The sequence below is a fragment of the Marinoscillum pacificum genome (assembly GCF_024714495.1).
Classification (GTDB): Bacteria; Bacteroidota; Bacteroidia; order Cytophagales; family Cyclobacteriaceae; genus Marinoscillum; species Marinoscillum pacificum.
The window spans coordinates 19,313-35,138 of sequence record NZ_JAMZMJ010000022.1 but is presented as its reverse complement, the minus strand read 5'-3'; the positions used below and the strand labels follow the sequence as shown (position 1 = coordinate 35,138).

Sequence of the window (15,826 nt, the reverse complement as noted above, 5' to 3'; positions counted from 1 at the left end):
AGTACCGACACAGAGAGGTGGCCGAGTGGTCGAAGGCGCACGCCTGGAAAGTGTGTATACCCCAAAAGGGTATCGAGGGTTCGAATCCCTTCCTCTCTGCAGAGTTCTTGAATTATTGATATATTTACGAATCTTACATAAAATTTAAACTTAACCGAAGACTACGAGACAGATTATGAAACAGTTATTATCTCTTTTGATGTTGGCAGGTGTTTTCACCTTTTCTTCAGTGAACGCATTCGCACAAGACAGTTCTGATGTAGCATCAGATTCTACTGAAGTGGCTGACAGCACCACTGTGGTTGAAGAGGAACCAGTGGAAACTATAGCTGAAGAAATCTCTGCACCTGAGCCAGAACCAGAAACGGAAGCATCATTCCATCAAATAGTAAAAGAGCAATTCATCGACGGTGGACCAACGTTCATGGGTATTGTATTGCTTTGTTTGATTCTTGGTTTGGCAGTTGCTATCGAAAGAATTATTCACTTAAACTTAGCTACAACAAACGTTAAGAAGTTATTGAGCAATGTAGAGAGCGCTCTTTCTTCAGGTGGTGTTGAAGCTGCTAAAGAAGTTTGCAGAAATACAAGAGGCCCTGTAGCGTCAATCTTCGTACAAGGTATGATGAGAATGTCAGAAGGCATTGAAATGGTTGAGAAGTCAATCATCGCTTACGGATCTGTTGAGATGGGTAAACTAGAAAAAGGAATGGTATGGATTTCCCTTTTCATCTCACTTGCTCCTATGCTTGGTTTCATGGGTACAGTAATTGGTATGATCGACGCATTCGACGCGATCGCTGAAGCGGGTGACGTTTCTCCTTCACTAGTTGCTGGTGGTATTAAGGTTGCACTTTTGACTACTGTAGGTGGTTTGATCGTTGCGGTTATCCTTCAGTTGTTCTACAACTACTTGGTGTCAAAAATTGACTCTCTAGTAAACAGCATGGAAGATGCTTCTATCTCTCTTGTTGACATGCTAGTTAAGCACAACCTTTCTAAATAATTTACCTTTAAACTAACTGACATATGGATATTATAGACGTAGGATTATATGCTAGCTATTTGTTGATCGCTCTTTGTGCGGTTGCGGCTATCGTTATTCCGTTGGCACAATCATTTGGTGACCCTCAATCCTTGGTGAAGTCAGGTATTGGTTTAGGTGTGATTGTGGTTGTTTTCTTGATTAGTTATGCAATGGCTGATAGTGTTACTACAAATAAAGAAGTAACAGAAGGCGCGGCTAAACTATCAGGAGCAGGATTGATCGCGATGTATATATTTTTCTTCATCGCTTTGATAGGAATCGTATACACAGAAATATCTAAACTGCTTAAATAATGCCAAGAAATAAGAATAGACAGCCACCTGAGGTAAGCTCAGGATCAATGGCCGATATTGCGTTCCTTTTGCTTATTTTCTTCTTGGTAACTACCACTATAGCAAATGATAAAGGGATCGCAATGCGACTACCTCCTAAACCGGATCCGAATGAGCCGCCACCAGAAGTAAACAAGAATGATAAGAATATCTTCAAAATTCTTGCTAACTCTGGAGATCAGTTGCTTATTGAGGATGAGCCGTATAGAGCGGGTATGGAACAATTGAAGGAAGATGTTAAGGAATTCGTTTTGAACTTTGGTTCTCCAGGTGATGAAGGAATTCAGATTTACAACAGCTTACCTTCAACCATGAAAGCGAAAATCAATCAATTCGGTAAGAGAAAGGATTCTTCGGACGATCCTACTGAATGTGTGATTTCATTTAAAGCTGCTCGTGGTACTAGTTATGAGTTGTACATTGAAGTATTAGATGCAATCAATGGTGCTTATAACGAGATATACGCTGAAAGAGTAGGGATTAGTGTAGAGGAATGGTTGTCACTTGATAAAGAAGATGACATTCAGAATGACATGTACGAAAGAGCACGTCAGGGTATTCCTCGAGCGATTTCAATTGCAGAACCTGATAAATAATTTGAACAATGTCAAAATTTAAAAAGAGTTCTAATACACAGCAGGAGATACCTACTGCGGCTTTGCCAGATATTATTTTCATGTTGTTGTTCTTCTTCATGGTGACAACAGTAATGAGAGAAACAGATATCCTTGTAAAGCAGCAGCTTCCAAAAGCTACTCAGCTACAAAAGATTGAAAGAAAGTCTTTGGTTAGTTACATCTACATAGGGGAGCCTAAAAATGTTTCCTTATTTGGAGATGAACCAAAAGTTCAAACAAATGATGCATTCGTTGATATCGATGATGTTATTTTGTTTGTAAACCAGGAAAAAGACAAGCTTTCTGAAGCTGAGAGAGATAAGATCACAATGTCTATGAAAGTGGACGTAGGTGTGAAAATGGGTATCGTATCGGACGTTCAGCAAGAGCTTAGAGAAGCAAATGCTTTGAAAGTTTTGTATAGCTCCATTAAAAGAGGAGAAGATTGATATTAATAAATCGATATAAATTAAAAGGCTTGTCATTCGACAAGCCTTTTTTATTGCTTAATTTTTCAATGATTTGGAAGCTTGGTCTATCCATTTTTCTATTTGCTTACTAGAATCTTCAAAGCTTTCTTCAATTTCATTTTCAACCTTTTTTAGATCCTTAGAAGAAGAGCGTTTTACTTTCCGAATTAGACTTTTTAATTTATCTCTTTCGTTATCAATTTGAGCGATAGCCTTTTCTACTTGACGCTTAGCATCTCCAGTCAGGTTCTTAGAGTCTGACTTTAGTGACTCAATCTTCTTTTCTAGTATTTCCTGCTTTTCTTCAAGTTTGTCAGATAATGATCGTTTGCTTTCTTCTTGCTGACAAGCTCCAATAAATGTCAAAATGGCTATAATCAGTAATGATTTAACTGTCTTCATGACTTAACTCCTCTTTTATTAATTCATAGGATGATCCTACGATAAATGAATGTTCATCAGATAATATTATGGGTGTTTTCATTTTAGATGGATCATGTGAAAGTACCCTTATTAGGTCCTCATCAGTATATTGTTCATAAGCTGATACGGACTTTTCTTTATAAAGTTCCTTTATGGGAACATCTAGCTTATTAGCAATATCCACTATTTGCTTAGGCGTTAAGTGGTTTTTATGAATGTCTTTTTCATTGATTTTTACATGATTAACTGATAGAATATATCCTTTGGCAGTCTTATCCTGAATCATGTTGCTGTTGTATATAAATAGATATTCCCTGTTACTAGTATTCATAGTTTTATCATAATTGGTACATATACCTAACAGAGAGCAGAGTTGTATGTTTAGATTAGGCTAGATAGATGGTTTTACAGTTTATGAATTCACGGATTCCAAGGAGTGATAATTCGCGTCCATATCCGCTTTGCTTGATCCCTCCAAAAGGCAGTCTTGGATCAGATTTAACGAAATCGTTGATAAACACGCACCCAGCATCCAGGTATTTAGTAGCAAGCTCTAAACCACGGTCTTTGTTTGAGGTAAATATTGCCCCTCCTAAGCCGTAAGTAGTGCCATTGGCGATATCAAGAGCTTCTTCTTCGTTTTGTGCGGTAATTATTGTGGCTACCGGACCAAAAAGCTCTTCATCGTAAGCCGGCATGCCTGATGATACATTTGTAAGAAGTGTAGCAGGGTAAAAATATCCATCACAGTCAGGAATAATACCTCCGAGTAAGCAGCTGGCTCCTTTATCAATACTGGTTTGTACTTGTTTGTGGAGTTGATCTCTTAAGTCTTCTCTGGCCATAGACCCTAGGGCATAGTCGTCTGTTGCTGGATCCCCGAATTCCTTTTGAGAGAGTAGTGCTAGTATTTTCTCGGTAAATGTGTCACTGTTTTTCTGAGTAACAATAAATCGCTTTGCTGCTATACAGCTTTGTCCGGTGTTGATTAGCCTGCCAGTTACACATTTGTCTGCTGCAAGATCAAGGTCAGCATCATCTAGTATGACATATGGGTCACTTCCTCCAAGTTCTAATACAGTTTTTTTAAGGTATTTCCCAGCAAGACTGGCTACAGATTTTCCGGCATTGGTAGAGCCTGTCAAGGTAACGGCTGCAACATTCTCATGGGCAATTACTCCTTCTATTTCAGGAACATCTGCAATAATGGTAGAAAAAAGATGTTTTGGGAATCCTGCACTTTCAAATAGTTCTTCAATTTTTAATGCGCAAGCCGTACTGTTGGGCGAATGTTTGAGAAGAGCTGCATTGCCTGCCATAAGACCTGGGGCTGCAAAACGAAAAACTTGCCAAAAAGGAAAATTCCACGGCATAATAGCTAAGACGATACCTAAAGGTTGATAGCTAATAAATGACTTAGTTGCTTCAGTTAAAATAGGTTCATCTTTGAGGAATTTTTCGGCATTGTCTGCGTAATATGTACAAACCCAAGCACATTTTTCTATTTCAGCAATGGATTGAGAGAGCGGTTTTCCTACTTCCATTGTAATTAGTTTGCCTAGTTCTTCCTTTTGATTAGCGAGTAGTGAGGAAAGGTTATTCATCAGATGAGCTCTATCTGGAAAGGAAATCTTTTTCCATTCTTTCCAGCTTTGATGACATTGATCTATTGTTTGGTTGATCTCCTCACTGGATTGATAAGAGTATTCTGACAGTTTTTGTCCCGTGGCTGGGTTAATAGTATGGAAGTTGCCCATTATGCACTTGCTTTATGTTCTAAGAATGGGATCCAGTCATCGTTTAGATATTTTGATGAAGCCCTTAAGAACATAACATATGAAGGTCTGATTGGTTTGTTTTTGAGCTTAAGTCCAACCTCTTCAGGTGAATAGTCTCCTTTATGAGAGTTACAGCTTTTACAAGCTGTTACAAGGTTGGTCCAGGAGGATTTACCACCTTTTGATTTTGGGATCAAGTGGTCTAAAGTAAGCTCCTTGTTACTACCGCAATATTGACAGGCATGATTGTCACGCTTGAAGATGTTTTGTCTGGTCAATACAACACCCTTATAAGGTACATGGATGTATTGTTTGATCTTAATAACACTGGGGAAAGGATATGACTGGCTAACTGATCTTAAAGCTTTATTGGCTGTGGCTGAGATGATTTCAGCTTTTTTAAGGTACATAAGCAGAAATGCTCGTTCAGTGGTACAAACTGAAAGAGGTGTGTGATCTGCGTTTAGTACCAGTACGGACATATTAGATGGTCATTCGTTTCAATTCTCGGTCCTGATCTTTTTTCTTAATACTATCTCGCTTGTCAAACAATTTCTTACCGCGAGCAACTGCAATCTCAAGTTTAGCAAAGCCCCGTTTATTGATGTAAATCTTGGTAGGGACTATGGTCAAACCTTTCTCTTCTATTTTACTTTGGATCTTTTCCAGTTCTTTCTTTTTAACCAAAAGTTTTCGCTGACGATCAATTTGATGGCTTTCAAAAGAGCTATTCGTATAAGGAGAGATATTCATGCCTTTAATGAATAGTTCACCTTTTTCTATATAACAGTAAGCTTCAGAGACAGAAGCTTTTCCTTCACGTAAGGACTTGATTTCTGTTCCTTTCAATACAATACCAGCTTCATAAGTACCTATGAACTCATATTCATAGCTTGCTTTACGGTTTCTTATTGAAATGTTGTTAGAAAATCTAGGTTGCTCTTTAGCCATTGTACTTTTTGAATCAAATTAAAAATAATGAAGAAGAATGGAGTTTCGAAGTTTTAAGAGGAAAATGACATTCTTGGTAACGGACTGTCCCTTAGAGAACCCTTTTTTCCTTCTAAAAACTGGTAATATCCAGTAGTAGCAATCATCGCAGCATTATCTGTGCAGTACTCAAATTTTGGAATAAAAACTTCCCATCCATATTTCTTGGCTTCTTCTTGAAGGTGCTTTCTTAAACCACTGTTAGCTGAAACGCCTCCGGCAATAGCGATGTTTTTAATTTTCTCTTTTTTAGTTGCTTTTTTTAATTTTTTAAACAGCATGTCAATTAGTGTGAACTGAAGGCTTGCAGCTAGATCGTTAATGTTTTCTTCAATGAAGTTTTGGTTTTTCTTTTGTTGGTCACGTAAGAAATACATGAATGCCGTTTTTATACCGGAGAAGGAGTAATCCAGGTCTGGAATGTCACTCTGCGGGAATGGAAATTTATTAGGATCTCCTTGCTGTGCTAGTTTGTCTATTTTGGGCCCTCCGGGGTATCCAACACCTAGTAACTTAGCACACTTGTCAAAAGCTTCCCCAACAGCATCATCTTTTGTTTGACCAATGACTTCCATTTCCAGGTAGCTAGTAACTTTTACAATTTGTGTATGTCCACCACTTACTGTTAAACATAAGAAGGGAAATTCTGGCTTGGGATCTTCAATAAAGTGAGCCAAAACATGTGCTTGCATATGGTTTACAGGGATTAATGGGATATTTAAGGCCAGAGCAGCGGCCTTAGCAAATGAGCTGCCCACCAACAAGGCTCCCAGTAGGCCTGGGCCTTGTGTGTATGCGATAGCACTAATTTCTTGCATAGATATATCTGCAAGGTCTAATGCTTCGTTTATTACAGGGATGATGTTTTTCTGATGGGCACGAGAGGCAAGTTCTGGAACAACTCCACCATAACTTTCATGGATTGATTGAGTTGCAATAATGTTATTGATTATTTGTCCATCTTTGCAAACTGCAGCGGCAGTTTCATCACACGATGACTCAATACCTAAGATGATTGTGCTCATTGGATCTAAATATTTTGGGAATTGAAGGGACAGCAGAACGTAGTAAGGAAAATATTGAACTGGATAAAGCGAATCATTTTTTGGTTTGCCACAGCCCTTATTCTCTTTTTATTCGTGCTTATAATACTTCTTCAGACTCCTGTTTTTCAAAATTACCTCGGCGATAAAGTCCTTACTTTTATTAATTCCAATACTCGCCAAACCGCAAAGTTTACAAACATTCAGATCAAATGGTTCGATTTTGTGGAAATAAAAGACTTTGAGCTCTATGATTATCAGGGGAACTTGATGGTAGCGGCGGCCGACTTGAAAGTTAATTATCAGGTAAATAAGCTTTTATCAGGAGGTAATATCGCTTTTGATGAGATAGGGCTGTCAAACGCGAAACTCAATATGACCAAGTATAAAGATTCGCTTGGTATTAACCTTGTTGAGTTTATAAATGATTTGAATGGGATTAAGCCGAAAGATACAACCAAACAGGCTAAGCCGATAGAATTATCAATTGCGGATATTGAATTGAATGATTTTGAATTTGCCTATGATAATCAACTGAATGATAGTCTTCCTGAGGGGTACTTTGACTATGGTCATTTTAGGTTAAGTGTGCCAATAGGTGAGTTTGAGGGTTTCCGAGTAGTCTCAGATACGATAGAATCTACAATTAACCGTTTTGAAGCGAAGGACAATGCTTCAGGGTTAGAAGTCAATAAACTCATATCTTTCTTTAGAATTAGTAGTTCTGGATTGGAAATGACCGATTTGGATCTCATTACATCAAATTCAGAGATAAAGGATCAAATCATATTGAAATTTAATGGATATGATGATTTAGCTCATTTCACAGATAGCGTGAGTATGGACATCAGTCTTAAAGGCTCCAAAATTTCAACTAAGGACATCAATTATTTTGCTAAAATTCCAAGAGAAGAACTGAGAGGGGAAGTCAGTGGAGAAATCTATGGAAAGGTTCCTGGTTTATCGTTAAATAATCTCGATATCACTTTTGGTGAAAGAACTAAACTAAAAGGCTCTATTGATTTTATGGGTCTTCCTAAAATTGACGAAACCTTTATTGATGCCCGAATTACTTCGGCTGAGATATTTATCGCAGACTTTTCAGATTATTTTGATCAAACTACTAAACGTAAAATACGCGCATTAAACGATATAAAATTTGATGGTCATTTCTTAGGGTTCACTCATGATTTTGTAGCTAATGGTGAGTTTCAAACAAACTTAGGTTCCTTAGAGTCTGATGTGAATCTGAAGTTTTCTGAAGGGTGGGAGACAGCTGATTACTCTGGTGATTTGATGCTGAAGAACTTCAATCTTGGGCGTTTGATTGGGATGCCTGAATATGTAGGTAGGCTGAATATGAATGGTAAAGTGGATGGTACGGGAGTGAGACCAGAAACTGCAAGAATTTACCTTGACGCGACTTTTGTTGAGTCAGAAATCTACGGATATAAATATGATTCCATTAGAGCAAGAGGTGAATTAGCATCGGAGTTTTTCGAAGGGATGTTGGTGGTTGCTGATCCTAATTGCCGGATCAATACAGTGGGGCAAGTAGACTTGAGTGTTAAGCCTGAACAGATAAATGTGAATTCAACCATTGATTTCGTCAATTTGCAAAAGTTAGGGTTCATGGAGGACTTACTGACATTCTCAGGAAAACTAAACGCGGATGTGACGGGATTGCATATGGATAGCTTGCAAGGCGGAGTGAAAATTACGGAATTGGAAACTCACTGGAAACAAGATTCTATTCAGTTGGACTCTATTTACGTCTCTTCGACTTCAGGACAGTCTTTTAGGCAGATAAAGGTAAAGTTGCCAGACCTGGAGGTGGATGTTAATGGTAATTTCTATTTCTCGGAGTTGATAGAGGATTTGAAAGTGTTAAGTCAGGAAGTACAAAGCTATTTTGATCCAAATTATTCGGGGGATCAAGTTGAATATCGATCTAATGATGAAGTGAATAGATACTCCATTGATTTTACTGTAGCTTATAAAGATATCACGAAGTATATCAAGCTTTTCAATACAGATATTTATGTATCACCAAAAGGTATAGTAGAAGGGACCTACTACCAACGGAAAAATGCTACCCTTTCCTTATTCACAGAAGTAGATTCCATTAATTATGACGGAGTTGGATACAATCAAAACACTTTTGATTTCAACTTTTCAAAGGATTTGGATTCGGCAGGTATAATTGCTTCGGCATTCATAAACTCTGGGAAGCAAGTTTGGCGTAAGATACCTGAAACACGTAATTTTTCTTTAGAAGCAGTTTGGTTTAACAATAAGGTCAATATCAATACTTCTATTGCTCAACCTCAGAATAATAGCTCAGCGAGCGTAGGAGGTGAACTTAAAATTCAGAATGATCGATTGGTTTTTAATTTTATGCCTTCCAAAATGATCATTTTCGGTGATCAATGGTTTTTCAATCCATATAACAAAATCGTTATAACAGAGAATAATATTCAGGTAGATCGGCTTGAGCTTTACCAAAATGCAGAATCTATTTTGTTGTCAGGGGATTATTCTGACAGTAGTCAAACTGATCTTACTTTGAAGATCAAAGATTTTGATTTGGTGAATATTGGGCCTTTGATTGCCTTTGATTTGGATGGAGTGTTGAATAGTACAATAGAACTAAAACGGTCACAGAAAGGTGATCCTTTTGTTTTGGATAGTGATTTGCGTTTGGATCAACTTGAAATGAATAATTTCTTGATTGGAAACGTGAAAGGAAAGTCTCAATGGGATCCTGATAGGAAACGACTAGCTATTGACTACAATGTAAGAAGAGAAGGAATCAATACAATTGATATAGATGGGTATTACAGTCCAGAAGAAGAGAATAATGAATTGGATATCAATGCTAAGTTTAATCAAGCGAATTTACAGATAGCGAATCCTTTTTTGGCGAGTTTATTTTCTAATATAGGGGGCAATGCAAGTGGTGAGGTTGATATTTCTGGTTCCTTATTGCAACCTATTGTTATTGGGAGTACAGATGTTGAGTCTGGTACATTTAAATTTGATTATCTCGGTACCACTTATGGTTTTAATGGAAATATTGCTTTTGATAATGAGTCAATTAAATTCAATGGTTTAAGATTACTAGACAAGGATCAAAATCGTGCGTCATTTTCAGGTGTCATAAAGCATGAGTTCTTTACGAACTTCAATACGGACCTTAGTTTAGCAGTTAGCAATTTTCAATTACTCAATACCACAGCTCAGGATAATTCATCGTACTATGGCTCTGCAGTTGCCACCGGAGATATTGATATTGTTGGCCCAGTGACAGACCTGCTCATAAGAGCCAAAGCAACAACTAACAAAGGAACAAAACTGTATATTCCACTTTCTGGATCTTCTGAAGAGGTCACACAAAAGGAGTATATCTCTTTTGTAGACTTGAGAGATACTACACAGTCGGTAGATTTAGAGCAGATCGTAAAAAATAGCATCTCCGGGGTTAGATTGGATTTTGAGGTAGATGTGACTCCTGATGCTTATGTGGAGCTTATTTTCGATATACGAACTGGCGATATCATAAGAGGAAGAGGTAATGGTAACCTGAACTTGTCATTGGATACCAGTGGGGAGTTTGAGTTGTTTGGTGATCTATCTATAACCGAAGGAGCTTATAATTTTACCATTCCGAATTTTATTAACAAGGAGTTTTCTATTGTTCCAGGGAGCACCCTGAGTTGGTATGGAGATCCTTATGCTGGAATTTTAAATCTTAGAGCGTCATATCGTCAGCTCGCGGCACCATTGGATTTTTATGGAACAAGTTCTGATGATCAAACAGTCCATCAGAAATACCCTGTTTTGGTGGTGGTGATTTTGACAGGAGAAATGCTATCTCCAAATATTGAATTTGAAATTCAAATAGAAGATTCTCAAGCTAGTCCTACGACCGACGTTGAACAGGTAATAACTACCATCAACAATGATGAGCAAATCTTAAAGAAGCAAGTTTTTAGCTTGTTGATTCTGAGAAAGATATCTCCTGATGGTGGGTTCAGCAATCTGGGCAATACAGGTGCAGTGCAAGGAAGTTTGAGTGAGTTCTTTTCTAATCAGTTTTCTTACTTTATTAGCCAGGTGGATGAAAATTTAGAAGTAGACGTTGATTTGTCCTCTTTGGATCAAAATGCATTTAACACCTTCCAACTTCGCTTGTCGTATACATTCTTGGATGGTCGACTAAGAGTTTCTGGTGGAGGTGGATTGCCACAGGATAATGAAACCAATACGGCAAGTTTTATCGGTGACTGGTCAGTCAGATATCTCCTAACATCTGATGGCCATCTAAGGGTTAAAGCGTTCTCTCAGACCGAGCAATTAGCTAGTCAACTAATTAGGGAAACAGGAGTTAGTTTTCAGTATTTGAAATCTTTCAATGACTTCAAAGAATTAATTACAAGAAGCAGGGAAGAAGCGATTACGACCACTCCCAAAGATGTCTCTAAAGAGATCGAAGCAAATAAAAATCAAAAACCTTCTTCAAAGTAAAAACAACTCGCATCTTTTCAGGTTCCAATCCTTATGGAGAAGATCAATATCTTTTGGCATCGTAGAGATCTAAGGTATACAGATAACGTTGGCTTATACTATGCATTGGACTCTGATGAGCCAGTTTTGCCTATTTTCATTTTTGATACAAACATTTTGGATGAATTGGAGGATAAGTCCGATGCCCGCGTGGCGTTCATTCATGAGCAACTATTGGAGTTAGATAAGAGCTACCGTAATTGCGAAAGTGGGTTAAAAGTGTTTTATGGTGAGCCTTTGGAGATTTATAAGCAGATTATTGATGAATATCAGGTAAATGCTGTTTATACCAACAGGGATTATGAACCTTATGCAAAGGAAAGAGATAAGAAGGTTGAGGAGTATCTCAAGACTAAGAACATAAAATTCTACTCATTTAAGGATCAGGTAATCTTTGAAGAGGGAGAGATTTTGACAGATCAAGGTCAGCCATACAAAGTCTACACCCCATATAAGAACAAGTGGTTGGAGAAGTTTCATAAAATGAAATTGGATCATTACAACTCTGAGAACAAACTGCAAGCGCTGTGGAAAACCACTGTAGAGCCAGTGATGACTCTAAGTGATATTGGGATTGAACCTGCTTCGATAGAAATTCCTTCTGAAACCGTTCCTGATAAGATACTTGAGAATTATGCCGAAAAGAGGGATTTTCCGGCAGTTAATGGTACTTCTAGATTGGGCATTCATTTACGTTTTGGAACAATAAGCGTGAGAGAGCAAGTGCAGCGTGGAGACCAGAAAAGTGAGGTTTGGCTGAGCGAGCTTATTTGGAGAGAATTTTATATGATGATTTTAGCTCATTATCCTGAAGTTGTTGATAGGGCATTTAAGTCTCAATATGATGCCATACCCTGGTCTAATAATGAAGATCATTTTCAGAAATGGTGTGAGGGAAAAACAGGTTACCCAATTGTGGATGCGGGAATGCGTGAGCTGAATGCGACTGGATATATGCACAATAGAGTTCGTATGGTTGTGGCAAGTTTTTTAACCAAACATCTTCTGATTGACTGGAGATGGGGTGAGCGCTATTTTGCGCAGAAGCTATTGGATTTTGAGTTGGCAAGTAACAATGGAGGATGGCAGTGGGCAGCAGGAACAGGTACTGATGCACAGCCTTATTTTAGGGTGTTTAATCCAACTAGCCAGCAGGATAAATTTGACAAAGATCTGAAGTATATCAAAAAGTGGGTTCCTGAATATGGAACGAGTGAATATCCTCAACCTATAGTTCCGCATAAAGAAGCTAGGCAAAGAGCAATTGATACCTATAAAGAAGCCTTGTCCTAATCATATTTTTAGTAACTTTCTACTAAACTGTTAAGTCATGGATTTCAAATCATTTAGTCAAAATTTTGCCGATAAAATCGATTGTAAATACAACGATTACGACGATAGCCACTCCATTTTTGTGATTCCAATTAAGAATGATCGTTTTCAAACGGTTATCGCTCGAGTTGTTAAGCTTGAGAAGTACAATTATGATGTAGTTCAGATTACATCTAAAGTGTGCGAAACTACGGAGAGCATTGATTACCCATCTATTTTGGAAGCCAGTGCTGAGTTTGCATTGGCGAACTTTATTGTAGAAGGTGGCTTCTTGAAAGTAGATGCTTCAATACTGTTAAACGAAGCAAATGTTGAGTTGCTCGGTGATAGCATAGTGGAGCTGGCCAATCTTGCCGATGAGTGGGAGTTTAAAATTACCGGTAAGGACATTTACTGATATCTATCTTATTATTTTTGCAATGCAAGTCGGTTCATCGCTCAGGCGTTTACGTTCTGAGAGGAAAGTCCGGGCAGCATAGAGCACCGCACTTCCTAATGGGAAGGACGGCATCTTATTGGATGCTGGACAGATAGTGCAACAGAAAACAAACTACCTGGCACGGTTTTCGTGTTGGGAAAAGGTGAAAAGGTGGAGTAAGAGCCCACCGGTCTATGGCGCGAGTCATGACGCATGGTAAACCTTGCGGGCTGAAAAGCCAAATAGGTCCCGGTTTAGAGTTGCTCGCTCGTATACGGGATGGGTAGGCTGATTGATCCAGATGGTGACATCTGGACTAGATAAATGATGAACATGCTCATGCTTGCATGAGTATACAGAACCCGGCTTATAGACTTGCATTTTTTTATTTAAACGTACACTATGTCACATATACTAGTAGTGGATGATGAGAAAACCATCCGGCAGGCACTAACAGAAATATTGGAAGACGAATCGTATGAAGTATCTCAGGCAGCTGATGGTGAAGAAGCTTGGGGTCTGCTAGAGTCCAATCAATATGATGCGGTGCTTTGCGATATCAAAATGCCAAAACTTGATGGTATTGAATTGCTGGATAAAGTGGTAGAAGCAGGAATTGATGTTCCTTTCATTATGATTTCGGCACATGGCACTATCGAAACGGCAGTTGACGCAACTAAGAAAGGTGCCTATGACTTCATTCAGAAGCCGCCTGATTTGAATAGACTGCTACTTACAGTTAGAAATGCTCTTGATAAATCTACTCTTCAGACGGAGACTAAAAGGTTGAAGAAAAAGATTAACAAGGCTTTCGATATTGTTGGTGAGTCTGCAGCGATAACAGACATTAAGCAAACTATTGAGAAAGTAGCACCGACAGATGCGCGTGTTTTGATAACTGGGGAAAATGGTACAGGTAAAGAGCTTGTGGCTAAATGGTTGCATGATAAAAGTGCTAGAGCTGGTTCTCCGCTAGTGGAGGTAAATTGTGCCGCAATACCTTCAGAGCTTATCGAGAGTGAGTTGTTTGGTCATGAGAAAGGTTCATTTACTTCTGCGCATAAGCAGCGTTCTGGTAAATTTGAACAAGCTAATGGCGGGACACTGTTCTTAGATGAAATCGGAGATATGAGTTTGTCTGCTCAGGCAAAAGTATTGAGAGCGTTACAGGAGAGTCAAGTAACCAGAGTAGGTGGTGATAAAAAGATCAAAGTAGATGTAAGAGTACTTGCAGCTACCAATAAAGATCTTAAAAAAGAGATTGAAGAGGGTAACTTCAGAGAAGACTTATATCATCGACTAAGTGTTATGATCATTCAGGTTCCAGCATTGAGAGATCGAAAAGATGATATACCTCTTCTGGTTGATCACTTTTTGAATCAAATATCAAATGAGTATGGGACTGCTCCAAAAGCTATCTCTGATGGCGCAATCAAACAATTGAAAGAATATGCTTGGACAGGAAATATCCGCGAGCTCAGAAATATTGTAGAGCGTTTGATCATCATGTCGAATGATGAGATTACTGAAGCGGACGTAAAAAAATACGTTGAGATTTAATCTTAAACGTTAGCTTTTTCCTCAGTTGGAGTCTTGCCTGCATCGCCTTTAGCGTATGTAGGGCAAGTCTTCTGAGTGCATGCTGAAAGACCTAAGATTACTAATGCGATGGCAAATATTTTTACTTTCATGAGCGGCTTGTTTGCAATATTATATTCATGACTACCTTCCATCAAAAATATCATTTACTTTCTACCAAAGCAAAAATATTTCTAATTATTGTTAACTGATAAGAAGGTTGCAACCCCTTACATCTGAATTATCAAACCGTCCTAAAACGCTAAAAGTTCCATCTGAGTGCAGTTTTCCAAGATCTTTTGTTTCAAGAAAAGCACAGGAATGAATGTTTGCCAGGTCAATAATATTTATCCCGCCTGTTTTATTCGAGTTCAAATAAGTGAATGGGTCATTAGTATCCCTTATGAGGATTTTGGACCAACTTGGAAGTTTGAAAAAGCCATTTACACTATATCCCTGAGACGAGAGTTCGGACATTCCATATTCTGAGTGAATTTCATTAACCCCGAACCTTTGTTTGAAAATTTCATGCAGTTCTTCACGGATCATTTCTTTTCTTCGGCCTTTCATGCCGCCGGTTTCCATGATTACAATATCAGAAAGTGAAAATGCATGTTTTTCAGCCAAATCAAGAAGTGCATAGCTTACGCCAATGAGAAGTCTCTTCGGATTAGTAGTATGATTAAGTCGCTCTATTAACTCTTCATGGTTGTGTAGATAATAGCTACTTTCACTAGATGCAAACTGCATAAAGTAATCAATCATGCTGATCAAAGATGAATCTCCTTGTTCTTGATAAGAAGGGAGAAGAGCTAGAATTTCATAGTCATCAAGAGGGCCGTAAAACTCCTCGAAAGTATGTTTGGTGATGCGGTGATAGAATGATACATCTTTTACATGATGCTTACTTCTTGATTGAAATGTGGTTCCACTGCTTTTAAATATTTTTTCAGCTGCCCATTCTTCTGTTACAACCTTTTTGCTTTTAAAGAACTCTATAGGAAGAAAGGGTACTGATTCAATTTGAAAAACATTTTGCGGTGCTTTCTCTAATCGATCACAGTATGCGCGATATACCTTATTATAAGTATATTGATATTCAAATACTTTCAGGGCATAATCGTTGAATTGATTAGATTGTAAAGAAAATATCTGCTTTTTGAAATTTTCAGGATTAATCATTGGTTATTACCACTGTAAGGGTAAGAAAAGATAGATTTGTCTAACTATA

15 protein-coding genes, 1 tRNA gene and 1 other RNA gene are annotated in these 15,826 nt (G+C 38.2%); 10 read left to right on the top strand and 7 right to left on the bottom strand.

Annotated elements, in window-relative coordinates:
- Window positions 1–11 precede the first annotated feature (11 nt).
- From NXS00_RS26120 to NXS00_RS26100, 5 genes are all read left to right on the top strand, one after another.
- Window positions 12–99 (top strand) — tRNA-Ser (locus NXS00_RS26120).
- Between the two features lie 76 nt (window positions 100–175).
- On the top strand, window positions 176–1,006 hold the full coding sequence (locus tag NXS00_RS26115) for a MotA/TolQ/ExbB proton channel family protein (protein WP_258102245.1): 831 nt from the start codon (window positions 176–178) through the stop codon (window positions 1,004–1,006).
- Window positions 1,007–1,029: 23 nt separating this feature from the next.
- Entirely contained in the window at window positions 1,030–1,341 is a 312-nt protein-coding gene (locus NXS00_RS26110; protein WP_258102244.1) for a hypothetical protein, read from the top strand.
- On the top strand, window positions 1,341–1,976 hold the full coding sequence (locus tag NXS00_RS26105) for an ExbD/TolR family protein (RefSeq protein WP_258102243.1): 636 nt from the start codon (window positions 1,341–1,343) through the stop codon (window positions 1,974–1,976). The genes NXS00_RS26110 and NXS00_RS26105 overlap by 1 nt, the downstream gene beginning before the upstream one ends.
- Before the next feature lie 8 nt (window positions 1,977–1,984).
- Window positions 1,985–2,446 (top strand): ExbD/TolR family protein, encoded by a 462-nt coding sequence (locus tag NXS00_RS26100; protein WP_258102242.1) that lies wholly within the window; start codon window positions 1,985–1,987, stop codon window positions 2,444–2,446.
- A gap of 57 nt (window positions 2,447–2,503) precedes the next feature.
- Here the strand turns inward: NXS00_RS26100 and NXS00_RS26095 are convergent, their stop codons facing one another.
- Genes NXS00_RS26095 through tsaD form a run of 6 tightly spaced genes read right to left on the bottom strand, consistent with a single transcriptional unit; the run spans window position 2,504 to window position 6,683 of the window.
- Window positions 2,504–2,869 carry a hypothetical protein gene (locus NXS00_RS26095; protein WP_258102241.1) on the bottom strand — a complete coding sequence of 122 codons (366 nt, stop codon included), beginning with the start codon at window positions 2,867–2,869 and terminating at the stop codon, window positions 2,504–2,506.
- Window positions 2,856–3,221 (bottom strand): arsenate reductase family protein, encoded by a 366-nt coding sequence (locus tag NXS00_RS26090; RefSeq protein WP_258102240.1) that lies wholly within the window; start codon window positions 3,219–3,221, stop codon window positions 2,856–2,858. Before NXS00_RS26090 ends, NXS00_RS26095 begins: the two co-directional genes overlap by 14 nt.
- Window positions 3,222–3,276: 55 nt before the next feature.
- Complete coding sequence (locus NXS00_RS26085; protein WP_258102239.1) at window positions 3,277–4,647, bottom strand: NAD-dependent succinate-semialdehyde dehydrogenase; 1,371 nt, start codon at window positions 4,645–4,647, stop codon at window positions 3,277–3,279.
- On the bottom strand, window positions 4,647–5,150 hold the full coding sequence (locus NXS00_RS26080) for an HNH endonuclease (RefSeq protein WP_258102238.1): 504 nt from the start codon (window positions 5,148–5,150) through the stop codon (window positions 4,647–4,649). Before NXS00_RS26080 ends, NXS00_RS26085 begins: the two co-directional genes overlap by 1 nt.
- A gap of 1 nt (window position 5,151) precedes the next feature.
- Window positions 5,152–5,619 carry an SsrA-binding protein SmpB gene (gene smpB, locus NXS00_RS26075; RefSeq protein WP_258102237.1) on the bottom strand — a complete coding sequence of 156 codons (468 nt, stop codon included), beginning with the start codon at window positions 5,617–5,619 and terminating at the stop codon, window positions 5,152–5,154.
- Between the two features lie 53 nt (window positions 5,620–5,672).
- Complete coding sequence (gene tsaD / locus NXS00_RS26070; protein ID WP_258102236.1) at window positions 5,673–6,683, bottom strand: tRNA (adenosine(37)-N6)-threonylcarbamoyltransferase complex transferase subunit TsaD; 1,011 nt, start codon at window positions 6,681–6,683, stop codon at window positions 5,673–5,675.
- A 243-nt stretch (window positions 6,684–6,926) separates the two neighbouring features.
- On the opposite strand from tsaD, the gene NXS00_RS26065 reads away from it, so the two are divergent.
- From NXS00_RS26065 to NXS00_RS26045, 5 genes are all read left to right on the top strand, one after another.
- Window positions 6,927–11,228, top strand: coding sequence for a translocation/assembly module TamB domain-containing protein (locus NXS00_RS26065; RefSeq protein WP_258102235.1), 4,302 nt, complete (start codon window positions 6,927–6,929; stop codon window positions 11,226–11,228).
- 33 nt (window positions 11,229–11,261) lie between these two features.
- Entirely contained in the window at window positions 11,262–12,560 is a 1,299-nt protein-coding gene (locus NXS00_RS26060) for a cryptochrome/photolyase family protein (RefSeq protein ID WP_258102234.1), read from the top strand.
- A 37-nt stretch (window positions 12,561–12,597) separates the two neighbouring features.
- Window positions 12,598–12,996, top strand: a complete 399-nt coding sequence (locus NXS00_RS26055; protein WP_258102233.1) for a hypothetical protein — start codon at window positions 12,598–12,600, stop codon at window positions 12,994–12,996.
- Window positions 12,997–13,017: 21 nt separating this feature from the next.
- Window positions 13,018–13,403, top strand: an RNA gene (gene rnpB / locus NXS00_RS26050) — RNase P RNA component class A.
- A gap of 16 nt (window positions 13,404–13,419) precedes the next feature.
- Window positions 13,420–14,577 (top strand): sigma-54-dependent transcriptional regulator, encoded by a 1,158-nt coding sequence (locus tag NXS00_RS26045; RefSeq protein WP_258102232.1) that lies wholly within the window; start codon window positions 13,420–13,422, stop codon window positions 14,575–14,577.
- Window positions 14,578–14,799: 222 nt separating this feature from the next.
- Here NXS00_RS26045 and NXS00_RS26040 read toward each other — a convergent pair whose 3' ends face one another.
- Window positions 14,800–15,777, bottom strand: a complete 978-nt coding sequence (locus tag NXS00_RS26040; RefSeq protein ID WP_258102231.1) for a LuxE/PaaK family acyltransferase — start codon at window positions 15,775–15,777, stop codon at window positions 14,800–14,802.
- Window positions 15,778–15,826 lie beyond the last annotated feature (49 nt).